The 22489-nt window shown below is 58.4% G+C and carries 19 protein-coding genes and 3 pseudogenes; 10 read left to right on the top strand and 12 right to left on the bottom strand.

Annotation, left to right across the window (positions count from 1 at the left end; genetic code table 11):
• Positions 1 to 70: 70 nt before the first annotated feature.
• The 7 genes and pseudogenes from istB to ACRWA7_RS05600 form a co-directional block, all read right to left on the bottom strand.
• Positions 71 to 829, bottom strand: a pseudogene (gene istB, locus ACRWA7_RS05630) (IS21-like element helper ATPase IstB).
• 9 nt (positions 830 to 838) lie between these two features.
• Complete coding sequence (locus ACRWA7_RS05625) at positions 839 to 1681, bottom strand: Mu transposase domain-containing protein (RefSeq protein WP_438390411.1); 843 nt, start codon at positions 1679 to 1681, stop codon at positions 839 to 841.
• Positions 1682 to 2023: 342 nt separating this feature from the next.
• The gene (locus ACRWA7_RS05620; protein ID WP_438390410.1) at positions 2024 to 2248 is read right to left on the bottom strand and encodes a hypothetical protein; all 225 of its coding nucleotides are present in this window, start codon (positions 2246 to 2248) and stop codon (positions 2024 to 2026) included.
• Positions 2236 to 2517, bottom strand: coding sequence for a hypothetical protein (locus ACRWA7_RS05615; protein WP_438390409.1), 282 nt, complete (start codon positions 2515 to 2517; stop codon positions 2236 to 2238). Before ACRWA7_RS05615 ends, ACRWA7_RS05620 begins: the two co-directional genes overlap by 13 nt.
• Before the next feature lie 41 nt (positions 2518 to 2558).
• Positions 2559 to 3113: a GAF domain-containing protein gene (locus tag ACRWA7_RS05610; protein WP_438390408.1), complete on the bottom strand. Its 555-nt coding sequence runs from the start codon at positions 3111 to 3113 to the stop codon at positions 2559 to 2561.
• A 33-nt stretch (positions 3114 to 3146) separates the two neighbouring features.
• Positions 3147 to 4556 (bottom strand): MFS transporter, encoded by a 1410-nt coding sequence (locus ACRWA7_RS05605; RefSeq protein WP_438390407.1) that lies wholly within the window; start codon positions 4554 to 4556, stop codon positions 3147 to 3149.
• Positions 4557 to 4591: 35 nt separating this feature from the next.
• Positions 4592 to 6376 carry a gamma-glutamyltransferase family protein gene (locus tag ACRWA7_RS05600; protein ID WP_438390406.1) on the bottom strand — a complete coding sequence of 595 codons (1785 nt, stop codon included), beginning with the start codon at positions 6374 to 6376 and terminating at the stop codon, positions 4592 to 4594.
• Between the two features lie 198 nt (positions 6377 to 6574).
• Between ACRWA7_RS05600 and ACRWA7_RS05595 the strand changes: the two genes are divergently transcribed.
• From ACRWA7_RS05595 to ACRWA7_RS05570, 6 genes and pseudogenes are all read left to right on the top strand, one after another.
• The gene (locus ACRWA7_RS05595; RefSeq protein ID WP_438390405.1) at positions 6575 to 7255 is read left to right on the top strand and encodes a FadR/GntR family transcriptional regulator; all 681 of its coding nucleotides are present in this window, start codon (positions 6575 to 6577) and stop codon (positions 7253 to 7255) included.
• A 261-nt stretch (positions 7256 to 7516) separates the two neighbouring features.
• Positions 7517 to 7711, top strand: a pseudogene (locus ACRWA7_RS05590) (cyclic nucleotide-binding domain-containing protein); the annotation flags it as partial.
• Between the two features lie 324 nt (positions 7712 to 8035).
• The gene (locus ACRWA7_RS05585; protein ID WP_438391063.1) at positions 8036 to 8638 is read left to right on the top strand and encodes a hypothetical protein; all 603 of its coding nucleotides are present in this window, start codon (positions 8036 to 8038) and stop codon (positions 8636 to 8638) included.
• Between the two features lie 217 nt (positions 8639 to 8855).
• Positions 8856 to 11336 (top strand): putative bifunctional diguanylate cyclase/phosphodiesterase, encoded by a 2481-nt coding sequence (locus ACRWA7_RS05580; RefSeq protein WP_438390404.1) that lies wholly within the window; start codon positions 8856 to 8858, stop codon positions 11334 to 11336.
• Positions 11337 to 11383: 47 nt separating this feature from the next.
• Positions 11384 to 12343 (top strand): TenA family transcriptional regulator, encoded by a 960-nt coding sequence (locus ACRWA7_RS05575; protein WP_438390403.1) that lies wholly within the window; start codon positions 11384 to 11386, stop codon positions 12341 to 12343.
• 962 nt (positions 12344 to 13305) lie between these two features.
• Positions 13306 to 13428: a hypothetical protein gene (locus tag ACRWA7_RS05570; RefSeq protein ID WP_438390402.1), complete on the top strand. Its 123-nt coding sequence runs from the start codon at positions 13306 to 13308 to the stop codon at positions 13426 to 13428.
• A gap of 226 nt (positions 13429 to 13654) precedes the next feature.
• Here ACRWA7_RS05570 and ACRWA7_RS05565 read toward each other — a convergent pair whose 3' ends face one another.
• The 5 genes and pseudogenes from ACRWA7_RS05565 to ACRWA7_RS05545 form a co-directional block, all read right to left on the bottom strand.
• On the bottom strand, positions 13655 to 14698 hold the full coding sequence (locus ACRWA7_RS05565) for an IS630 family transposase (RefSeq protein WP_438390401.1): 1044 nt from the start codon (positions 14696 to 14698) through the stop codon (positions 13655 to 13657).
• Between the two features lie 436 nt (positions 14699 to 15134).
• Positions 15135 to 15461, bottom strand: a pseudogene (locus tag ACRWA7_RS05560) (integrase); the annotation flags it as partial.
• 226 nt (positions 15462 to 15687) lie between these two features.
• Entirely contained in the window at positions 15688 to 17010 is a 1323-nt protein-coding gene (locus ACRWA7_RS05555; protein ID WP_438390400.1) for an MFS transporter, read from the bottom strand.
• Between the two features lie 47 nt (positions 17011 to 17057).
• The gene (locus ACRWA7_RS05550) at positions 17058 to 17708 is read right to left on the bottom strand and encodes a polysaccharide deacetylase family protein (RefSeq protein ID WP_438390399.1); all 651 of its coding nucleotides are present in this window, start codon (positions 17706 to 17708) and stop codon (positions 17058 to 17060) included.
• Positions 17709 to 17716: 8 nt separating this feature from the next.
• Positions 17717 to 18556, bottom strand: a complete 840-nt coding sequence (locus ACRWA7_RS05545) for a fumarylacetoacetate hydrolase family protein (protein WP_438390398.1) — start codon at positions 18554 to 18556, stop codon at positions 17717 to 17719.
• 104 nt (positions 18557 to 18660) lie between these two features.
• Between ACRWA7_RS05545 and ACRWA7_RS05540 the strand changes: the two genes are divergently transcribed.
• The 4 genes from ACRWA7_RS05540 to nanR all read left to right on the top strand — a co-directional run bounded on the left by ACRWA7_RS05540 (position 18661) and on the right by nanR (position 22488).
• On the top strand, positions 18661 to 19368 hold the full coding sequence (locus ACRWA7_RS05540) for a GntR family transcriptional regulator (protein WP_438390397.1): 708 nt from the start codon (positions 18661 to 18663) through the stop codon (positions 19366 to 19368).
• A 417-nt stretch (positions 19369 to 19785) separates the two neighbouring features.
• On the top strand, positions 19786 to 20658 hold the full coding sequence (locus tag ACRWA7_RS05535; RefSeq protein WP_438390396.1) for a 3-keto-5-aminohexanoate cleavage protein: 873 nt from the start codon (positions 19786 to 19788) through the stop codon (positions 20656 to 20658).
• Between the two features lies 1 nt (position 20659).
• The gene (locus ACRWA7_RS05530; protein WP_438390395.1) at positions 20660 to 21727 is read left to right on the top strand and encodes an Ldh family oxidoreductase; all 1068 of its coding nucleotides are present in this window, start codon (positions 20660 to 20662) and stop codon (positions 21725 to 21727) included.
• 17 nt (positions 21728 to 21744) lie between these two features.
• Positions 21745 to 22488 carry a transcriptional regulator NanR gene (gene nanR / locus ACRWA7_RS05525; RefSeq protein ID WP_438390394.1) on the top strand — a complete coding sequence of 248 codons (744 nt, stop codon included), beginning with the start codon at positions 21745 to 21747 and terminating at the stop codon, positions 22486 to 22488.
• Position 22489 lies beyond the last annotated feature (1 nt).

The raw sequence follows: 22489 nt of genomic DNA, 5'->3' as shown, positions 1-22489 counted from the left end.
GCGTAAAGGCGGACAGGTGTTTCGCGCGAAGCTGGACAGTCGGAGCGCAGCGACGCAGGGGTTTCTGTATTTACTCTGACTGCTGGTTTTCGGTCAAACTAATTTTTAGTTTTCGCATCGATTCACCGTTCATGTTGATTCGATACGTGTTGTGAACAAGCCGGTCCAGGATGGCGTCGGCAAGCGTTGGATCGCCGAGCGCACCGTGCCAGTTGTCGACCGGAATCTGGCTTGTTGCAATGGTTGAGCGACGGCCGTGGCGATCATCAAGTATTTCGAGCAGATCACGCCGAGCGCTGTCGGGCATTGGCGCCATCGCGAAGTCATCCATCAGCAGTACGTCCGTCTTGGCCCACTGCGCGAGCGCTCACGCATATCGACCGCTGCCGTGCGCGATAGCGAGCTCCTCGGCGAGTCTGGGCATCTTGAGATAGGCCACCGTGTAGCCTAGCCGGCAGGCCTGATTGGCGAGCGCGCATCCAAGCCACGTCTTACCCAACCCGGTCGCGCCAATAATTAGCGTGTCGTGCTTCTCCCGGATCCAATCGCCAGTCAGCAAGCGGCTCATGAGTGCGCGATCAAGCCCGCGTGGGGTGCGGTAGCCGATGTCTTCGGCCACGGCTTCGGAGAACTTCAGTTTGGCACGGCGGAGGCGCGATGATGTCTGCCTGGATTCGCGTTCGCTTGCTTCGCGCTCAACAAGCAAGCCTAAACGCTCCTCGAAGCGCAGCGCTTCGATATCAGGAGTGTTCTGCTGTTGCGTCAAGGCGGATGCCATGCCGCTCAGCCTCAGCGCGTGAAGCTTGTCGATCGTTGGATGTTTGAGCATATGGCCTCTTCAGTGATAGTAGTCCGGTCCGCGCACATTGGGATGTGTGAGCGGTAAGCTGGCCTGATCCGTTTCTGTCTGAGGCGACTGGTCCAGGCCGTTCTTGAGCGTCGAGCTAATGAAGCGGTAGCTTGGCGCCTTCAGATCGATGGCACGGCAGCACGCGGCCTCCAGCCGCGCATTGCCGTGGTCTTTGCCCAGGCGAAGGACGCCAAGGCAAGCGCGATAGGCTTGTTGGGGATGCTGCCGGCCGCCAAGCAGGTGCTGGATCACGGCGGCGGTGTGCGGCCCGATGCGTATGGCCCAGTCGTAAAGCCGCTGTGGCCCCCACCCACTGACCTCTTGATGATGAGGCGGCATGTGCGCATTAACCGTACTATGGTTAGCGCGCCGAGTGCTTCGCGCGTGGGCGGCGATACGCGTGCCTCGGTGGAAGATCTCGACTGTGCCGTTCGTATATCGAACGTCGACCTGTTGACGCGCGAAGCGGTGCGGTACAGAGTAGTATTGAATGTCAATGTCGACGTGGTAATCAGGCCCCACGCGCGCTACCTTCCAATCAGCATATTGATAGCGCTGTGACGGAAGCGCCTTCAGCGATGAGCGCTCGAATTCATCGAAAGTGCTGCGGCGAGATCCCGGCAGCTTCTTGAAGGCTTTGTTGTTCAAGTCGATCAGGAGTGTCGCGATCGCGGAGTTTGCCTCGGTCAGGCTAAAGAAGCGGTGTTTGCGAAGTCGAGCGAGAATGTAACGCTGGACGAGGAGCACGCCTTGCTCGACCTTAGCTTTATCACGGGGCTTTTTACTGCGGGCTGGGATGACTTCCACAGAATAATGCGAGGCCATTTCCATTCAGCCCGCGCGGGTGCCTTGGAACAGAGGTAAGTTAGCGCTGCGCAGCCAGCCTATGGCAACTGGGTCTACGAATATCACGGCAGTGGCAAAGTCACCGGCAAGCTGCTCGAACCCGTGACCGAGGAAATGGACGCAAATGCGAAGCTTGGTCCGGAGGCTGCTAACACGGGCCGACTGCGCTTGACCAAAGAAGGTGCATTGCTGAAGGTCAAGACCATCGTTGTCCCGGCAGCGACAACAATCCGTTCTGTGGAAAGAACGAGTCATTCGACGGGACATACTTCCTCGTACCACATGGGCATGCTCTTTTCCCGAGCTCGAATTGACGTTGCGACGGAGTCATATGCCGGCGGCAGGGGCGTTGCGTGTCGTCGTCGCCGAAAACGCCTCGCCGGAGAGCAGGTCGCGATAGCGATCTCGTTGCATTCCCCTTGGGCCCGCCGATACTCCCGTCTGCAGCATGCCGAGTATCAACGACCGTCGCGCGGTCGGCACGTACTCCGCCACCAGCGTAGTGACCAGCACCATGCTGCCAATACCCAGCGAACTGATTAAGCGGACCACGGCAAACTGCAGGAAGCTGTGTGTAAAGCCCAGCAAGCCCGCGCCCAGGAAAACAATGCAAGCGCCGAGACGACGAGGCGCACGCGGCCCAGCGCGTCGCCGCACCAGCCGCCTAGAACGCCGCCGAGCTCCATGCCGACGAGAGTCAGGCTGCCGAGCGCGCCGGCCTCGACATTGGTCAGCCCAAACTCGCTCTTGATGCGCATAAGCGTGAGCCCGTACATCATCATATGCGCGCCGTCGACGAGCAGTGCGAGATAGCCCAGCACGAAGACGACACGCCAGCGGCGGGTGTCCTGCGAAGCCGGATTTATGTGTGCTGAGGCCGGCTTGCTTCGCCGCGCGCGCGTCCGATCAGCGCGGGAACCAGGAACGCGCCGAGCATCAGCCCCATGTCCTCGTGCTCGCGCGTGTACCAGTGCTCGACATGCGTGAGGTTCATCGTGCCGACGCATTCACCGTCGAGCGCAATGGGGATGTTGAGGATCGAGCCGAGTCCCATGTCCGTCATGATCGTGTGATCGTCGAAGGCCGCACGCAGGTCCCGCGCCGTTTCTGCGCGATAGGGTCGCAGATCCTGGAGAATTTGCGCGGCCCATGGCGTGCCGTGTTTTTTTTTGCGTCCCCCGTTTGGATAGACCTCCGGCATATTGCTAAAGACCCGCTCCACTTCGTGGTGCTCCGCGTCATAGGCCATGATGGTAAAGAGGCGAAATCCGATTGTGTCGGCGGCGACGCCCTCGACTGCGCGATACAGCGTCATCGGCTGGCCGGGCTGGCGCATGGCGTTGGAAAGCTGCTCAATATCTCTGATCTGCATCGTGCGGGCCGCGCGGGGATGAGTTCGATTGGGGATGTTTTGCATGAATCAAGCCAAAGAGCACCGCAGGGCAGCGGGTCAGCGGCGCGGGTTAATAGGAGAGAGTGAACCGGTTGTGCCGGATTCGACGGCGCCGTTGACTTCGATGTCCTCGAGCGAACGGTTACGTGTCTCGATGCCAAGAAAAAACACCACGCACGCACCGGCCAGCAACACGATGGTCGTCATGGCGAACACGCCAAAAAAGCCAAATGCCGGATACACGATCCCAACGAGGATTGGCGCGCTGACCGACCCTATGCGTCCGAATGACGAAGACGATCCAGTGCCCGTCGTGCGAACAGATGTCGGAAAGATTTCCGGCGTATAGGCATAGACGCCCGCGAACGCGCCATTCATGAAGAACGACAGGCACACGCCAGCTGCGACGATTTCCGGACCGGTATGTGAGAACGACAGGGCAATGGCCGCAATGCCGCCCAAGGTCATGTACGACGCGACCACTCCCTTGCGGCCGATGTGTTCGTTAAGCCATGCGGCCGAAAAGTAGCCCGGAATCTGCGCACCATAAATGGCGATGGAAAAGCCGAAGCTCTTGGTCATCGTCAAGCCTTCCTTGAGCAGCAGGTTGGGAATCCATGAGAAGAACGAGTAGTAGGCGAATGCGACCGAGAACCACATCAACCAACTCACCGCTGTGGTTCCGGCAAGCCGCCGTGACCAGAGCATCATGACGTTGTCCAGCGCACCGCCGCTGCGTGGCGCGACCGCCGGGATTGCATCCACGGTGGCGAGCGGTGCGAGCGCAATGCCGCGCTGCGCGTACCAGGTCTCGATCTCGTCCACGACACGCCCCGCTTCTTCGGTATGCCCCTGGCTTTCCATCCAACGTGGCGACTCGGGCAGCGTCCGGCGCCACCACAGCAGCATCACTACGGGAAGTGCCGTGATGACGGCGAGGTAGCGCCAGCCATCCGGGAATGTACGCACCACCGCGTATCCGAGAATCGAGGAACTCAGATAGCCAAACGACATGAAGCCCACGAGGGCGCCGCAAAACATGCCGCGATACCGCCGGGGCACGAATTCGGCGAGAAACGGAGCGATCACGACCGTCTCCGCCCCGGAACCGAAACCGGCGAGCACGCGCCAGGCAAAGAACACGTGCCAGTCATGCGCCGTGGCGCTACCGAGCGACGCGATGCAATAAATGGCGAGCGCGCTCATCATGATGCGGCGGCGTCCGATTACATCGGCAAGTACGCCGGAAAGGAAGGCGCCAAAAAAATAGCCAATATACGTGCTGCTCGCGACCAGCCCCGTCTGGGCGCTCGTAAGCTGCCAGAGCTTGCTGACCACGGGTAGAAGAAATGCGAGCGACGACGAATCCAGGCCATCGAACATGTAGCCCAGGCCGCCAATAAGAAGCAGCTTGCGATGAAAACCGGAAAGCGGCAGCCTTTCAAGGCGCGCGGCAATAGCGGACATGTCGGAAATTTCCAGGGAGTTTGGCGCGGCCGGCTTTAACGCCCGATCGCATAGGCTTGCATCTGGCGCGGAGTGGCCGCACCGCGCATCAGACCGTGGCGAACGCCCACGGCGCATACGCGGCCAAGTGTCCAGGGCTCCGCCACTGTGAGTTCATGACCGCGTGAGCGCAGTTCATCGAGTGTGTCCTGTGGAAAGTTTGCCTCCGCGGACATTCTTCCCAGCAGCATCTCGCGCGGATAGAACGATCCCGGAAAGTGCGCTGTCTGGAACGAAGGGGAATCCACCGCTGCCTGCAGGTTCATGCCGCCATGCACGTGCCGCAGGAACAGTTGGAGCGACCACTGGTCCTGCTGGTCGCCGCCCGGCGTGCCGAATGCCGCGTAGGGCTTGCCCTCGCGCGTCACGAGCGTAGGCGAGAGTGTCGTTCGGGGACGCCGCCCCGGTCCGAGCGAGGACGGCAGGCCTTCTTCCATCCAGAACATCTGGCCGCGCGTGGTAATGTTGAAACCGAGCCCCGGCACGGCTGGCGACGCCTGTAGCCAGCCGCCCGAGGGCGTGGCCGACACCATGTTGCCCCAGCGGTCCACCACGTCGAGGTGCACCGTGTCGCCGCGCACTTCAGGCAACGGCGCGAATGTCGGTTCGCCCTGGCCGAAGCCGCCCGGCTGCTGGCGTCCCGCATTGGCGAGAATGAGCGCGGCGCGCGCTTCGCTGCCGTCAAGCAGGCCTGGCCGGAATTCGAGCGATGCGCGGCGCGGGTCGATCTGACGACGCCGTGCATCGTTATAGGTGTCGCTCAGCAGCACGTCCAAGGGGATGTCGGAGAAACGGGGGTCGCCATAAAACACCTCCCGATCGGCGAACGCGAGCTTGGCGCATTCGATCACCGTATGCACGAAATCCGGGCCCAAGGGGTCCATGCTCGCGAGATCAAATCCCTTTAGCAACGCAAGCTGTTGCAGGAACATGGGCCCTTGCCCCCACGGTCCGGTTTTGTGAACCTGGAAGCCTTCGTATTCATACGAGAGCGAGTCTTCGTACGCCGGCTGCCACTGCGCCAGGTCTGAGCCCTCGAGCAGACCGCGATTACGCTTGCCCGAGGTATCGAGCACGTGGGTTGTGCGGAAGTACTGATCGATTGCGTCGGCAACAAAGCCGCGATAGAACGCGTTATGCGCCCGCTCGCATTGCTCCGCACGGTCGCCGGCCGTGCCTGCCTCGCGCAGGATGCGCCGGTAAGTCTCGGCGATGGCGGGGTTTGTGAACAGACGGTTCGGCTGGGGCGCCTCGCCGTTGCGCAGCCACTGCGCAGCGGACGTGTGCCATTCGGACTTGAAGAAGTCCCGAATGGCGAGAATCGATGACGCCATGCGCGGCAGTACCGGATACCCGTGTTCCGCATACCCAATTGCATAACTCAGCACGTCTTCGAGCGGCAATTGCCCATAGTCCCGAAGCATCGTCATCCAGCCGCCGAACGCGCCGGGGACCACGGCGGGCAACAATCCCGTGCCCGGCATGACGATGAGACCGAGGTCCCGCATCCTCGCAATGGTCATGGTGGCGGGCGTCACGCCTTGCCCGCACAGCACCCGCACGCGGTCTTCTTTCGCACTGTAGAACACGGCTGGTAGTTCGCCGCCCGGCCCGTTCAGATGCGGCTCGACGATCTGGAGCACGAAGCCCGCGGCCGCGGCTGCATCGAAAGCGTTGCCGCCTTTCTCGAGAACGGCCATCGCTGAGGCGCTGGCGAGCCAGTGTGTTGATGCCACCATGCCAAAGGTGCCGATAAGTTCGGGTCGTGTAGTAAAAGCCATAAGCCGGGGTTCAAATTTTCAAGGTGTTTGATATTTTGAACCAATATGAATTGGTTCAACGCGGAACGTTGTTATTTGCGGGTACGGATTCAGTCAATAAGGCTTGTTTTGGAAAGCCTACTTCACCATTAAGGCCGATGCAACGCCAGCTCCTCTGGTATCGTAATGAACCAATCGAAATTGGTTCAACTGCGAGTCATGGAAAAATCCGCTCTCGACACTTTGCTCGACTATGTGACCCGGTCTAATTTGCGGGATGGTGACTCGTTGCCGCCCGAGAGAAAGCTCGCGGAAACGCTTGGGCTTAGCCGCCGCGACCTGCGCGCTGCGCTCGCCTCGCTAGAGGCGGCCGGGAAGATATGGCGCGGTGTGGGTCGCGGCACCTATTTGGGGCCCCGCCCACTGAAGTTCACGACATCGCTGCGGAGTTTGCGCACGGGATCGAGTCCCGCCGATATCGCCGAAATGCGGTTGATGCTTGAACCAGCGCTTGTGGAACTCGCCACGCACAAGGCGAGTCCCGAAGATCTCGCCGAACTGGAAAAGTGCGCCAAGCGCAATGCTATCGCGCGCGACGACGTGGAATGGCAGCAATGGGATCACCGCTTTCATCTGCTTATTGCGCAAGCCACGCGGAACCCGGCAATCATCACGCTCATGGACGCGGTCAACGGCATTCGCTCCAAGCCCAACCTGCGTGAGAAAACCGTGGATCAGGACACTCGGCGCCACTTCGCCGAGCAGCACCTGAGTGTGGTCGAGGCAATGGTCGGGCGCGACGGCGAAACCGCCGCGGCGCGCATGCGCGACCATTTGGTCAAGGTGCAATGGCGCGTGCCGGCCAACCGGAGCGAGGTGCCCGGCGAACGTGACTCATGATGGGTCAATCCTTATTTTCACCATGACGCACCAAAAGGCTCCGCAAACCTGTCAGATTGCAGACGTGGCTTCGCAAGCAACGAAGCCCGGTTTTCCCGGTGACCCGGGACGCTAAAGGATCGATAAAAAACGCCGTTATAGCTTAGGAAGCTGATTGCGTCAGCCGGAGCTTGCAAAGTAAATGACAGCGGCGGACCGCACGACATAAAGAAACGAGGGGGATTTAAATTGCTTCAGGAAAGCATACCGCAGTTTCGAACCGTGGCGGCAGGCGAGGTGATTTACGCGGAAGGGTATGCGGGAAACGCATGCATCTATGTCATTGCAGAAGGTAAGGTCGAGATCACCACCAGGCGCGATGAAACCGGAACGGCGGTGCTTGCAGTCCTCGGAAAGGACGAATACTTTGGTGAGAGTGCACTCCTGGCTGCCAAACCGCGCGGATCGGCTGCTCGAGCCTTGAGTTTTTGCCGGTTGATCGTCATCGACCCAAAGACGATTGACGATGAACTCGATCGCGTGTCGCCTCTGCTTCGTCACTTGATGCGCAGCTTGATCCACAAGAGCAAGCGGGCCGTTGATCGTGTCCCGGCAGACGTCCATGCCGACTCGCTGTCCAGAGTCGTATCGTACGCGAATGTGTTGAGCCTGATGGCTGAAGCCGGAAGGCACGACGTGCACCGCGATGAAGACGTGTTCATTGCACTCGTCAGCGTCTTCGAGCGATGTCAGGCCATCAGCGGCCACCCGCGCATGCAGGTCATGGCCACGCTCAGACGCATGGAGACGCTCGGCCTTATAGGAATTGTAACCGTGGGCGACTTCGCTCAAGGCGAGACGGCCGTTTCCATTGACGAACCCGTGGGCCGCCAAGGCGTTGTTTTTAATGCGTTACGGATCATCGAAAGCGCTCAGCGCTGCGTGGATCGTGGATTGGGCATTCCGGTTGCCAGGGAAGTGGAGCAGGCGGGACTGACCAGCCTTGATGCACTGGTCGGCATTGAAAAGCAGTTGCTGCTCGACAAGTTGTATCGAGGAGCGAGCGCTACCTTTAGTGGATTTAGAGAACCTGCGCAGTCCGTCGAACAGCTTGAAACGCTTTCTGATATGTTATTCATTGACGATCGCACGCTTTTCGATACGGTCAGTGTTTTCGATTCCAGCGATCTCGCCAAAATGCTGGTCTCGGCAAAGCATCGCACGGTGTCCGACCGTCTGTTATCCGTCATGTCCCGGGCAAAGCAACTCGAAGTGTCCCGGATCATACAGCGCGACGTTGTGATCGATGCGATCGAAATAGCGGAGATCGAGCGTAGCTTTATCCGGCTGCTCAAGTCGATCAAATCGGGCGCCACGATACCGCCGGCGAGGTCTTCTACCTAGAGTGTTCCATCAATCCGCAGGCCACGCATTCGCCGTAGCAAACAACGGTGACATACTGGACACGCTGGATTGCCGAACAGCGCTTGGCGTTCGTGCTGCGTCCTGGATGAACGGTCGCGCTGTTGTCGATCCCGTGGCACGGGCTGGCGTAATCCTGCCAATGCCCGTCGCTGCCGCTGAGTACGGCAGCGAAGCGAGGTACTCACGGAACATTTTCATGCGCGCTAAATATGTGCCCCAAAGTGATGCCAGCCAGATAGTCCGCCTTGTGTGGCCTTTTTTGATGGTCATCCTGATTCTTGTCACCCTGGCGGTGGCAAGCATCGACATGATGTCGTCGCTGCGTGCATACATTGGCGCTGAAAGCGTGTGGTCGAAAAACCAGAAGGACGCAACTTTCTTCCTGCACCTATACGCCGAAAGCGGTGACGAGGTGCTGTATCAGCGGCACGTCGAAGCAATGGACGGACTCCGGCATCTGCTCATGGCGCGAGAAATCCTCGACCGTGCGCACACGGATATGCGCGCGGCGCAGGACGAACTGGTGATGGGCGGTTTTGCACGATCGGACGTCGCGAGCGCCGCATGGGTGTACCGGATTTTTCGCCATGTCAGCTACCTTCGGGACGCAATGGATCTTTGGAAAAGTACTGACGCCGACATGGCCGAGCTTAACCGGGTCGCCGGCCAGTTGCACCGCCAGTTTTCCAGTCCCTCGACCGGGGATCCCAAACTCGTTGAACTCCAGAAAAAAATCTTCCGGATCAACGAGAAGGTGGCGCCCCTCGCACGCGGCTTTTCGTTTGTTCTGAGCACGACGTTTCGCAAAGTCGCGTTACTGCTGCTTACTGTTGATCTCTCGGCTGCAGTGGTGTTGATGCTCCTCACTGTGTGGCATGTGCGCCGGCTGGTGATCCAGCGCAGGCTTACTGAGGAGGCCTTGCGGCGCAGCGAGGCAAGAGCCAAGGCAACCTTGGGCTCCATTGGCGAGGCGGTGATTGCAACCAGCTTGAGCGGTGAGATTGAATTTATCAATCGCGCCGCCGAGCGAGTCCTTTGCACAGGGAGCGAATCATGCCTCGGGCGCACATTCTTCGATACGTTCTCGTTGCTTTACGAGCAGTCCAGGGTGCCCGAGAAACTGCTTGCGAATCTTGCGAGCAACGGTTCGCCGGGCGATCTCGACGACGACCATTACGTCGAAATGATCCTTGTCCTGCATAACGGCGTGGAAGTCGATGTCAGGGTCATTGTGTCCCACATCACGGGATCGCTTTTTTATCTGAACAACATAGGCGGTTCAAGCGAAGGGCATCATGGCTACGTGATTATCTTGCGGAACATGGCACGTGAGAAAGAGTATCTTCGAAGCCTTGCGTGGCAGGCTTCGCACGACAGTCTCACGGGCCTGGTCAATCGTTCGGAGTTCGAACGACAACTCGCCGCTTCACTTGCCAGCGCGAAACCTGATAGTCCGGTGTGCGACGTCTTGCTCCTGTTCGACCTCGACCGGTTCAAGATTGTCAACGACACGTGTGGTCACGCAGCCGGCGACGCCATGTTGCGAGCAATCTCGACGCACCTGACGTCGATGTTTCGCAGCAGTGACACTTTCGGGCGCCTGGGAGGCGACGAGTTCGGCGCGTTGCTAAAATATTGCGACCGGAACCAGGCGACCAAACTGGCTAACGACCTCTTGAGTTCGGCCAACACCTTTCATTTTCAGTGGGAGGCGCAGCAGTTCCATACGAGTCTGAGCATCGGGCTGATGATCCTCGATGATCCTTCCGTTACAGCGGAATCGGCGATGCGGCTAACAGACATTGCGTGCTTCGTTGCAAAGGAGCGCGGCCGGGATCGGATTCAGGAAGCTGATTTGAACGATAGAGACCTGGCCATGCATGCCAACGAAGCTTCGTGGGCGCGACGCCTGAAGCATGCCTTGGAAAACGATCTGTTTTTGCTCTATGCGCAACCCATCGATCACCTCAAGCGGGACCCGAGCACTTCCTGCCTGAACAAGGTTGAGTTACTCCTGCGCATGATCGACGCGCGGGGAGGTCCGGACATCACACCGGACAAGTTCATACCCGCCGCCGAGCGCTACGGCCTGATGACGACGATCGATCGATGGGTTGTCCGCACGGCGTTGAGAGCACTCGCCCAAACTCCGGTAAAGCAATACAACGAGTATGCAATCAACCTCTCAGGAGCTTCTGTCGGCGATTCGAGATTCTTGCGTTACATCGTTGAACAGATAAAAGAAAGTGGTGTCCCGGCGCAGCTCTTATGTTTCGAGATTACCGAGACAGCGGCAATCAGCAATCTCCTCTCTGCCGTGCACTTCATGAACGAACTAAGTATTCTGGGCTGTCGTTTCGCGCTGGACGATTTTGGCGCCGGCATGTCATCGTTCGGATACCTTAAACACCTGCCGGTCGAATATCTAAAAATAGATGGCAGCTTCGTAAAAAATTTGCCGCAGGATTCGGTCAGCCGGGAGATGGTTATTGCAATCAACGACATTGGTCATTCATTGGGATGCCAAACTATTGCGGAATATGTGGAGAACGAGGAAATTGTCAAGCTGCTGAAGGAATATGGTGTCGATTATGCGCAGGGATACTTTATCGGGCGTCCCGGTCCCTGGACCGAACAATCTCGGCTGATCGAAGCAGAGCGGACGACGCTTCGGTAAGGCCTGCATGCAAAATTCATGGCCTTACACGCGATATTATCTGACAAATGAATTTTTTATTTTTTCTCGCAAATGTTTGTTGTCCCATATTGCTGATAAATTCTCTCTGCAAAGCTTACGGGGTCTATCCATTTGGGTGTCCGGCTGCGCATGGGGCGTTGTCGATAAGTGCAGGACTTATTGCGAGAGATAAATCTATGAGCACCGAGTTTATTCGATCCGGAGATTTAAAAGACATTAGAAGTTATCCGGAGTGGTTACAGGAGGTGGCGGCGGATTGCGAGGAAAAAAAGCTCGTAGCCTTGCGTCATCCGTTCTGTAAGGCCATGAAGGATGCAACGCTTGACATGGAAAGCACCCATCGATTCCTGGCCGGTTTCTTTCCGGTGATCGAGCAGTTTCCGCAATTCATGGCGTCGAATTTGATGAAGTCACGCTTTGGCACGTCGCGGGGCGAGGCCATGGCGCGGTCTTATCTTATTCAGAATATCCGAGTCGAAAACATGCATGCCAAGCATTGGCTTCAGTGGGCATCGGCTTCGGGGCTCACCATGCATGAAATGTTGAACCTGGAAGTCCCCAGTGAGATGCACGCGCTCGCGCACTGGTGCGGTCATGTCAGCACGACCGAAAGTCTCGCCGTGGCGGTCGCGGCGACGAACTACGCGGTGGAGGGCGCGACAGGCGAATTCTCCTGCTTCGTGTGCTCGGAGGATACCTATGCATTAACCTTTCCGGAGCCGATTCGCAAGTCAGCCATGCGATGGCTCAATGTGCATGCGCATTACGACGACGAGCATCCGTGGATGGCGCTTGATATCGTTGCAACGCTGCTCGGGACCAATCCTTCGCCGGAGTCGATTATCAAGGTTCGTAACGCGATTCGGAAGAGCTACGACTACTTGCGGATGACCCTCGATTACGCGTACAGCAAACCAGCGAAAAAAGATGAGTCAAGAGAAATAAAGGCGGTCAGCGGTCCGGTTGCTGATATGGCGCTTGTTTAAACTGGACGAACGCCGCTCGGTGGACCGTAGTGTTTAATGAATCGCGTCGCTTGACTCCCGCAGGCGGCGCGGTTTGAATGTGGTGACCGCACCTCGCGTTTTAGATGCAAAACCTACGCTCCTGATATGGCCAACAGATTTTTAAAGTGCCTGCACATAGGGAAACAATCTGCATGAACACGGCCGATCTTCGGTCGTAACAGGTTGGTACGCGCGTCGCTCCTCTTTAGAATAGCGAATGCCATGATAGAACCTGCCTTTTTGTATGCGCGCACAGACTGCTGATGAGCCGATCCAACGAAATAATGCGCGAAGTAACCGATTACGAGTTTAATGCGCCAGGAACATTTTGCGGAAATAAAATTGGTACAGCTAGCCATGGCCGGCCCGATTTCAACCGCTTTGCCCCGGTTTAAGTTCGAACTGCATGGCGGATCGTTTTTTTTTGGGGCGACCCTACAGTTTCACCTAATGCGGCCGAGATACAGTAATCACTTGCGAGGACAACTCTGTCTTAGGAGTGGGCAGGGCGATAACGTAAAGGGGAGATTAATGTCGCAAATGGCGCGAGTGGTTAATACCCTGGAACTGCTAGAGTTCAAAGTCCATGCATCGACCGATCTTGCTGGCCGATTAGCAACCGCCAACGCCTGCAATCAATTGCTACGGGAATTGAAGTCACTCCGAGATTCCTTTTCACTTAGAGCGTATGTGGAGCTTTACGAGAGAGCCGTTTCTCTGGAATGCATCCTGCGGGATTCGAGTGCGGAAAATGTGAGCTAGCAGACGGTCGATCACCGGTAACTGAATTGCCCTGACAGAGGAGGGGAAGAAGTGCGTGAGACCTGCAGAGGCTGCAGTTGATACGGCAGCATTTTGCGGTGGAAAAAAGAAACTGCATGACATCACGAGTTCAACGGCCCCGGTAGGAGAAGGCATAGGCGGCAGTCGGGCGGCATGGCGTGCCGCAACTCGTCAACATTGCGAAGGGCGCGCGGCTCGGCCGCGGCATCGAAGCGAAGGCCGCCGCATTGAGCCGGCAAATGGATCGCTCGATTGCGTGGAGCGACTTTGCCTGTGCTTGAGCACCCCATAGGTCCTGAAATTCACCCAGAACAGCTTGTTAGAAGGCGTCAGAGCGGTTTAAAGGGGCGTTGTACCGCATCGGCCGCAGAAACAGTTAAACGCGCGCGGCGTCGTGATTGCTGTGCGCAGTGTTGCGGTTCTGCGCATGTTTCCACACACCATCTGGGTCGGTAACGGGCCGATTGACCTCCCTCGACTTCGCCGTAGCAGCACTAGTCCACTGCGTCATTGATTTGGCACCGGGCGAATCCGACGGGAAGGATCGTCATATTTCCACTTGATTGGTTTCGGGTTTTGGTTGTGCTCGCGGATATAACGCATCAGTTTTCGATCCAGGTCCTTCACCGAAGTGAAGACGCCGCGGGCGATCACATCACGCTGAATGCGTGAGAACCAGTTTTCCACCTGGTTAAGCCACGACGAGTAGGTCGGTGTGAAGTGCAAACGCACGTTGCGGTGCGCGGTGAGAAAGTCGGCTACCCGCTGCGTCTTGTGGCTGCTCACGTTATCGCAGATCACGTGGATTTCCCGACGTTTGGGCTGGCTGGCGACGACATCAGTCAGGAAGGCCACAAACTGTTCGCTGGTGTGGCGCGGCGCGGTCTTGCCCACCACCTCGCCGGTAGCAGTATTAAATGCCGCGAACAGACTAAGAGTACCGTTGCGTTTGTACTCGAAGCCGTGGCTTTCGGCACGTTCCGGCGACAAAGGCAGCATCCGGTCGCGGCGCTCAAGTGCCTGGATCGCGGTTTTCTCATCTACGCAGAACACCGCCGCGTGCGCCGGCGGGTTCAGATATAGCCCGATCACGTCGGCTGCTTTGGTCTCGAAGTCCGGATCGTTGGAGACCATGTGCCGCTCCAAGCGCTGCGGCTTGATGCCGTGCTTACGCCAGATGCGCTGCACGGCTGAGACCGACACATCGCCCAGCTCTGATGCGAGCTTGTAGCTGCTCCAGTGTGTCGAACCGTCGGCGGGTTTGTGCTTGAGGGTGCGGCTGAGTACACGCGCTTCCAACTTGGCAGGCGGCTGCACAGGCGCGCGCCCGGGATGGCGAGCGTACATGCCGGCCAGTCGCTCGTTGAGGAAGCGCCCCGACCAGCGTGCGATGAAACGCGAGTCGCAGCCCAGTGCGCTCATGATCCCGTCGCGCGATTCACCGTCCTCGAGCATCAAGATCAATTTTGCACGGCGCACGTCTGCTGCGCGCACCGTTCGGCTGCGTGCCGCCCAAAGCAGTTGCGCACGTTCGGTATCGGTCAAATTCATTTTTCCCACGACCTAAATCCGAACATAGACGGGGTGCCAAGTCAATGACGCAGTGGACTAGGTCGACCAGACACGATGACAGCGCGCTGTATCCTCGGGACGCCTGGCAACGACGTGCTGAGCAGGCGGAGCAGAATGCCCGCCAACTGGCCGATCGGCTCAGAGGGCGAGACGAGCGCATCACAGCGCTGGAAAAGGCCACCGCACGTACACTCGCTGCCCACAACCAAGCCGAAGAGCGGATGGAGCGAGAGATTGAATCGCTGCGTGACCAACAGGAGGGCGCCGAGATCTGGGACGGTGACCTACAGGGAGTGCGTCCTCAGATCGGCAGTGTTCTCGTTCGTTTGCCCTCCCTAACTGAGACATTGTGTGTGCTCTTCGCAGTCGTGCGCACCATCGCGACGGCCTACGATGAACACCATCCACCGAAGTCCGCCAGTGCGTGCGTCGCGTGCGTATGCTGCAACCAATGTGGCGTCGCTCGCCGCAGCTTGTCGGCGAGCGCTGGATGGTCGACCTGGATGGCGTCGGCAGCGGTCCGGAAGAATCGGCGCAGCACCTCCCTCAGGCGCGGCGTGGTGATGCCGCCGGGTTCATCGAGATGGCCGAGCAGCGGCGTATCCAATGCCCATCGTGCGGGACTCACAGGCAGACCGCGCTGCATCAGGTACTGGTCCAACGCAAAGCGCGCGAGCGGCGGTAATACCACCTTGCCGGCCTTCGCCCCCTTACCGGTGAGGTGAAGCCACTGCTCGCCGTGCGTCCCGTTTATCATGCCGCCGACCACCACGCCGACCACCACGCCGACCACCACGCCGACCAGCTCGCCGACCAGCTCGCCGACCACCACGCCGACCAGCTCGCCTGCGCGCAGGCCGGTCGCGTAACCGAAGTCGAGCAGGAAGCGCAGGCGCTGCGCGGCGGGGACGGTCCAGCCATGCGACCACTCCAGCCCGTCGGCAAGCGTCCGGATCTGCTCCGTCAACTTAAGCGAGCCGCGTCCCCGGTATTTTCACCATCCGCAAGATGATGAATGCCCCAATCACAAGTAGTCCAGCGATCACATAAAGGCCGTTATTGAGATTTCCTGTAGCGGTCTTGATCCAGCCAAGCATGAACGGGCTTACAAAGCCCCCCGTCAAACCAATGCAGTTGATCAGCGCAATGCCGCCGGGCGCGGCACGAGGCGGCAGCGCTGCCATGGGGATCGCGAGCAAGATGGGCATCGCGGCGAATACGGAGACCGTTGCTACAGAAAGCGCAAGCACAGCCATGGCAAGGTTGACGCCCGCGTAAGGCACGAGCACGAGCGCGCATGCACCGGCAAGCGCGCAAACTGCCGCGTGCCAGCGGCGCTCGCCCGTCCGGTCCGAGTGACGGGACAGCAGCACCATGCCGATGGCGCCCGCGCCGTACGGAATGATCGACCAGAAGCCAATCTGCGATGCGCTGCCCGCACCCGCCGCGCGCAGCATAACGGGCATCCAGAATGAAACCGCGTAGATCCCGCAAACCACCATGAACCACGCAGCCGCAATCGCGTAGACGTTCGGGTTGCGCAGCGCATCCCGGAAACCGTGGTCCGGGTGAGCCCGCGCGGGCGTGAGTTGCCCGATCACCTGGCGTTTTTCATCGGCGGAAAGCCAGCGGGCCGACGCTGGATTCTCGGGCATCGTCTTCAAAGCGATAAACCCGAGCACGACCGTTGGAATGCCTTCAAGCAAAAACAGCCACTGCCACCCGCGCAGGCCGAGCGCGTCGTTCATGTGATCGAGGATAAGGCCGGAGATGGGTGAGCCAACCAGTCCCGCGATCGTGCTGCCGCTCAGAAACAATGCGGTCATTTGCGCGAGACGCCGCTCAGGGTACCAAAATGTCAGATACAGCATGACGCCGGGTGCAAACCCGGCTTCGAACACCCCAAGTAGGACCCGCAACGCATAGAACGACCCCGGGCTGTGCACGAACATCATGCAGCACGACGTCAAACCCCAGCACACCATGATGCGTGCAATCGTGAGCCGGGCGCCGATCTTCTGCATGAGCAGGTTGCTCGGCACCTCGCAAAGAAAATAGCTCGCAAAAAAGACGCCGGCGCCCAGGCCGTAGACAGCATCGGTGAAACCGAGGTCGCCCTTCATCTGCAGCGCAGCAAAGCCGATGTTGATGCGGTCGAGATAGGCGAACACATAGCCGAGAAACAGCAGCGGTAACAGCCGCCAGCTGATTTTCCGGAACAGTGGATCCGGTCTCATTTCAAGCGATAGCGCGCTCGCTGATTTGCCCGCTGCCGGTTTTGCGCTGGTCATCCTGGTCTCCTGACTTTTTTGATCTGTGTGGGTGCGCCCGAAGCGGCTTATGCGCGGCCCGCGACGTAGGAAGATTGCAGCGACACGACATGGCCGCCGCGAAGGAGTACGACGTCTTCGGGGAAAGCCTGAACGAATTGCACTTGCTGGCGTTGCAGATGGTCGAGCAGTTCTTCCAGACGCGCGAGCGCTGCATTTTCGATGTCGTGGAGCACCACCACCGTCCAGTCCTGGCGCTCGACATCGGCAAGACATCGCTCGACCCAATGCTCTTGGTCATCCCAGTCGTGCGGCACGCTGTTCCAGCTCACGCACGTGAAGCGATGCGCGAGCAGATAGGCGAGGGCTTCTTCGTTCAGCAGATGTGGACCGAGTTTGCCGAAGTTTCCGAACGGGCGAAAAAGCGGCGCGTTGGCACTGCGCTCACCGATCAACGCCTGGGTTTCGCTGATCTCGCGAACCGCATAGCCACGTTCGGTACTGTCGCCGAACGCAATCGAATGCGTGAGGGAATGGTTACCGACCCAATGTCCCGCCGCAACGATATCGTCGAGCAGCGCCGAGCCTCCAGGCTGCTTCAATTGTTCGCCGACAACGAAAAATGTGGACTTGATTCCGCGTTCCTTGAGAATTTCGAGGATGCGTTCGGTGATGCCGGGTGTCGGCCCGTTATCGAACGTAAGTGTGATTTTCTTCATGAAAGTTGTCACGATGCGCGTACGGCGTGGCGCTGCTTGCCGAGACCGGTGATCGTCATTTCGACGATATCGCCGTGCGAAAGATAGGTTTGCGGCTTCATGCCGAGACCTACGCCTGCGGGTGTGCCCGTGATGATCAGGTCGCCTCGCCGTAGCGTCATGAATTGGCTGCAATAGCTGACGATGGTGTCGACATTGAAGATCATGTCCATGGTATTGCCGCGCTGGCGGGCAATGCCGTTCACATCGAGAGACAGCTCAAGCGCGCCGGGATCGACATCGTTTGCACTCACGAACCATGGCCCAACAGGCGTGAACGAATCGAAGCTTTTTCCTTTGCTCCACTGACCACCTTTCTCGATTTGCCACTCGCGCTCGGAAACGTCGTTCACCATAACGAATCCGGCTATACACGCCCGCGCTGCGTCCTTGCTCACCCGCGACGCCGTGCTACCGATCACAATCCCGAGCTCGATCTCCCAGTCAGTACGGGTCGAACCGGGCGGCAGAAGAATGTCGTCGTTGGGCCCGCTGATCGACGAGGTCGATTTTCCGAAAATGACCGGTTCGGAAGGGATGGGCAGATTGGACTCGATCGCATGATTACGATAATTGAGCCCCACAGCCACGATCTCGCGCACGGCGCCAAGCGGGCAACCAATGCGGCCCGGCTCGGCAACTTCAGGCAGCTTGAGCGGATCGAGGGCACCAATGAATCGCAGCCCTTCGGGCGAGAGCACGTCACGATCGATGTCTTTCACGATGGGCGACAGCGCCCGGACAGTGCCATCCGGTGCAAGTATGCCGGGCAGTTCTTGGCCCACGAGTCCATATCGAAGCAATTTCATGGTAAAAAGATGGATATACAAAACGTTAAAAATATATATTTAGCGAAATGTACACGCAATTTGAGAATTGATTATTTAATCGTTTACCCTGAAATTGTCGATATATGACTGCTACCAGCATCTACGCCGTGGAACCGGCATCCGGCAAAACGCAAGTGGTCGGGCTGATCGCGCATCTGCGCCGCGACATCATTGCGGGCGTGCTGGCGCCTGGGTCGCGCCTCAAAATTGCCGAGATTGCTGAGCGCTATGACACGGGCGTAATCCCGACGCGGGAAGCGCTTTCGCGGCTGGTCAGCTCCGGATTGGTGAACGCACACGAGCAGCGGGGCTTTCGCGTAGCGCCGATATCGAGCGAGGAACTGCACGATCTTGCGTCACTGCGCAAGAGTCTCGAAACCCGCGCCTTGCGCGAATCCATACAAAACGCGGGCCTCGAGTGGGAGACGCGGCTGATCGGCGCACATCATCGGATGAGCCGTTTGCCGTTGCATTGCGATGTAGATGTTGGTTTTGCGCAGGAATGGGCGAGCGCCCATCGCGAGTTTCATCTTGCGCTGCTTTCGGGCTGCAAGTCGAAGTGGTTGATGCAATTCATCGATGTGTTATCGGATCAAATGAACCGGTACAGGCATCTGTCCACGGGTAATCCTGGAGATCGCGCGCGCGACGTCCCGGGCGAGCACAAGGCCTTGCTGGACGCAGCCCTGGCTCGGGATGTGGAGGCCGCGTGCGCATTGCTTATCGAACATTTCTCGATCACGGAGGCAAACGCGTTGAATGCTTTAAGTGAAAGAGAATCTGCGCAGTAAAGTTTGCGCTGGACCTTGTAAAGTGTGGACGGCGCCCTGCTTGGCATGCAGGTTTTTCTTCGGATTCCTCATGGAGTTATCGAGCTTGAGTTTTTGGGTGAGACGCGGAAAAGAAAACTTAAGGCGAGAATTAAAAGGACCACTATTGTTTGGCGCCGCTTGATTGACTTTCGGTAAGAGCCGAGCGATTCCAGAAAGGTCGGCACAAGCATGCTTGTACCTTCGAGCCGGTCGGCGTTCTGAATCCGGAACCTGGCTTGCAATTCGCGCCCGAATAACTGAATGCAGATCGCGATCGTTTCCGTCTGTTTCCGCGATCCGGCTGGACGGTGAATTGTTTCCACCTAGGGTTTGGCCTAATGGATTTGGTCTGATAGGTAGATAGGATGACCATATTGACCACCGGGACTGTTACAAATGCGTAAGAAATTGATCATCGAGGCTCGCATCAATGAGTACATGCCGCGTTCCGAGAATCCGAATATCCCGTACACCCCGGCAGAGCTCGGCGCGGAGGCTGCAAAAGCGCGTGAGGCCGGGGCGAGCATCATTCACTTTCATGCACGTAACCCTGACGGAAGTCCAAGCCACGATCCAGCAGTCTTTGCCGCTGGCATGCGGGCGATTCGAGAAAGCTGCGACTGCCTGGTTTTTCCGACCCTTGGCCAAATCAGTAACACCGGCGAAAGCCGACTTGCACATATCGAGAAACTCGCGCTTGATCCGGCAACGCGTCCTGATTTCGCGCCCATCGACTGCGGCAGCACAAACATCGACCGATATGACCCGCACGAACGAAAGTACTCGAGCGGACACATGATCTATAAGAACGACACTGCCATGCTGGAAGAATTCGCCCGCCGCATGCCGGAGCTCGGCGTGCGTCCCGGCTTCATAAGCTGGACCGTCGCGTTCACGCGCTGCTTTGAAGCGCTGCGCGAGATGGGCCTCGTTCAAGGCACGCCCTATCTCAACTTTGAGTTGACGGACAGCGGCATCCTGGGCGGACATCCCGGGACAATAAAAGGCTTGTTCGCTCATCTGGATTTTTTGCCGCACGGTCCGCTTGAATGGACCGTGTGCAACAAGATAGGCAACCTGGTAGGTCCGGCGGTAGCGGCTATTGAAATGGGGGGACACGTCGCCGTGGGATTGGGCGATTACGGCTACCGTGAACTTGGCACGCCTAACAACGGTGATGTTGTCCGCCACTTTGCGAACATTGCACGCTCGATGGGACGTGAAATCGCGACGCCCATAGACGCGCGCGACATGCTGGAGATGCACTGACATGGAACAGGAATCCGGGCCAATCATCGCGTACCCACTGCTTCGCACCTTTTGCATTGACGTGCTCGCTAAGGTGAAAGTGCCCCGCGATGAGGCGGAGTTGATCGTGGAGAATCTTATTGAAGCTGATCTCCGCGGTGTTGGTTCTCATGGCGTGGTGCGTTTTCCAATTTATATCCAGCGCATCGCCGACGGCGGCACCAACCCGCAGCCAAGCATGAAAATTGTGCGTGAAACACGCACAACTGCCGTATTCGACGGCGACAACGGGCTCGGCCATCTCGTAGGTATTCGCGCGATGGAACTGGCGATCAACAAGGCGAGCGAAGGCGACTGCACATTTGTTGCAGTCCGCAACAGCAATCACTTCGGCACAGCCGCCTACTATGCCGAAATGGCGACTCGCCACAATCTGATCGGCTTTTCTTTCACGATCGGCGCGATCAACCACATGACGCCATGGGGCGGCGCCGAAGCGGTGCTCGGCAACAACCCCTTCGCGGTTGCTTTTCCAACTCCTGAGCCGTTTCCGATTGTGCTCGATATGGCATGCAGTGTGGCCGCGCGCGGCAAGATCATCGTTGCCGCCAAAGAGGGGCAGCCGATTCCAGCCGACTGGGCAACTGGTCCGGACGGTCTGCCCACGACCAATGCGATCGAGGCGCTAAAGGGGTTCGTTACACCGGTGGGAGGCCCGAAGGGTTACGCGCTGACGCTTGTTGTAGGCTTGTTGAGCACCATGCTCTCAGGCGCGTTTTTCGGAAACGATGTCGGTGATCTGTATGCCAAAACGACTGCCGCGCAAAATAGTGGACATCTTTTCGGAGTGCTACCGGTTACGGCGTTCGATAGTCTGGAGATATATAAGGACCGCATGGCACGCGCGATGGCCGACGTGCGAGGCGTAAAGAAAGCGCCCGGCGTGGAACGCGTTTATCTGCCCGGCGAACGCGAGTACCTGAGCATGAACACACGCCGCGTGGACGGCATTCCGCTCGGGCGCTCACTCGTCGCGGAGTTGCAGGCACTCGGTGATCGGTATGGTGTCCCGTTCGAAGCAGCCGATTGAAAAGTGAGCAGAACGTAATGAACAAAGCCAACGTGCTTCCGGTCCAGCCCGTAAGACGCAGAAAATTGTACGAGGAAATCGCCGAGCGCCTGGAGAAAATGATGCTCGATGGCGTATTGCCGCCCGGCGAACTATTGCCGTCCGAACGCGACCTGATGGACACGTTTCAGGTCGGTCGCTCGTCTATACGCGAAGCACTGTTCGCGCTTCAGCGCATGGGCCTCGTGTCGTTGCGCAACGGTGAGCGGGCGTATGTCACGCGGCCATCGGCGAAAGCACTTGTCAGCGAGCTTGCGGGAGCCGTGCGGCACTTGATCGCGCAACCGGAAGGCGCGCGCGAATTGCAGGAAGCGCGCGCGCTGCACGAGATTTCGCTTGCGCGCTTTGCCGCCGAGCACGCGAGCGATGCCGATATTGAACGCCTGCGAATCGCACTCGAGGAAAATCGAGCAGCGCTTGGCAACATAAACGAGTTCACTCGTACGGATGTTCAATTCCATCTGGTGTTGGCTGAAATTCCGAACAACTCCATTTTCGTGTCTCTGCATCTCGCATTGGCCGACTGGCTTGCGGAACAACGCCTCACCTCGCTTCGGGTCGAGCATGCCGAGGCGGCCGCGTTTGCTGCGCACGAAGCCATCTATACAGCCGTTGCAGGACACGACCCGGATGCGGCGGAGCGAGCGATGCGCGAGCATCTCGATGCAGTCGGTAAGTACTACTGGACGCGAGTTGAGTCCGAGGACAAGCGCGTGCGCTAAG

This window comes from Caballeronia sp. DA-9 (genome assembly GCF_051615025.1).
Taxonomy (GTDB): Bacteria; Pseudomonadota; Gammaproteobacteria; order Burkholderiales; family Burkholderiaceae; genus Caballeronia; species Caballeronia sordidicola.
This window is presented reverse-complemented; position numbering and strand designations above follow the sequence as displayed.

Excerpts from the sequence above, each read along its gene's own strand:
- ACRWA7_RS05625 (WP_438390411.1), bottom strand. The coding sequence starts at position 1,681 with ATGGAAATGGCCTCGCATTATTCTGTGGAAGTCATCCCAGCCCGCAGT.
- ACRWA7_RS05610 (WP_438390408.1), bottom strand. The coding sequence starts at position 3,113 with ATGCAAAACATCCCCAATCGAACTCATCCCCGCGCGGCCCGCACGATG.
- ACRWA7_RS05605 (WP_438390407.1), bottom strand. The coding sequence starts at position 4,556 with ATGTCCGCTATTGCCGCGCGCCTTGAAAGGCTGCCGCTTTCCGGTTTT.
- ACRWA7_RS05600 (WP_438390406.1), bottom strand. The coding sequence starts at position 6,376 with ATGGCTTTTACTACACGACCCGAACTTATCGGCACCTTTGGCATGGTG.
- ACRWA7_RS05595 (WP_438390405.1), top strand. The coding sequence starts at position 6,575 with ATGGAAAAATCCGCTCTCGACACTTTGCTCGACTATGTGACCCGGTCT.
- ACRWA7_RS05585 (WP_438391063.1), top strand. The coding sequence starts at position 8,036 with ATGGAGACGCTCGGCCTTATAGGAATTGTAACCGTGGGCGACTTCGCT.
- ACRWA7_RS05580 (WP_438390404.1), top strand. The coding sequence starts at position 8,856 with ATGCGCGCTAAATATGTGCCCCAAAGTGATGCCAGCCAGATAGTCCGC.
- ACRWA7_RS05575 (WP_438390403.1), top strand. The coding sequence starts at position 11,384 with ATGAATTTTTTATTTTTTCTCGCAAATGTTTGTTGTCCCATATTGCTG.
- ACRWA7_RS05565 (WP_438390401.1), bottom strand. The coding sequence starts at position 14,698 with ATGAATTTGACCGATACCGAACGTGCGCAACTGCTTTGGGCGGCACGC.
- ACRWA7_RS05555 (WP_438390400.1), bottom strand. The coding sequence starts at position 17,010 with ATGACCAGCGCAAAACCGGCAGCGGGCAAATCAGCGAGCGCGCTATCG.
- ACRWA7_RS05550 (WP_438390399.1), bottom strand. The coding sequence starts at position 17,708 with ATGAAGAAAATCACACTTACGTTCGATAACGGGCCGACACCCGGCATC.
- ACRWA7_RS05545 (WP_438390398.1), bottom strand. The coding sequence starts at position 18,556 with ATGAAATTGCTTCGATATGGACTCGTGGGCCAAGAACTGCCCGGCATA.
- ACRWA7_RS05540 (WP_438390397.1), top strand. The coding sequence starts at position 18,661 with ATGACTGCTACCAGCATCTACGCCGTGGAACCGGCATCCGGCAAAACG.
- ACRWA7_RS05535 (WP_438390396.1), top strand. The coding sequence starts at position 19,786 with ATGCGTAAGAAATTGATCATCGAGGCTCGCATCAATGAGTACATGCCG.
- ACRWA7_RS05530 (WP_438390395.1), top strand. The coding sequence starts at position 20,660 with ATGGAACAGGAATCCGGGCCAATCATCGCGTACCCACTGCTTCGCACC.
- nanR (WP_438390394.1), top strand. The coding sequence starts at position 21,745 with ATGAACAAAGCCAACGTGCTTCCGGTCCAGCCCGTAAGACGCAGAAAA.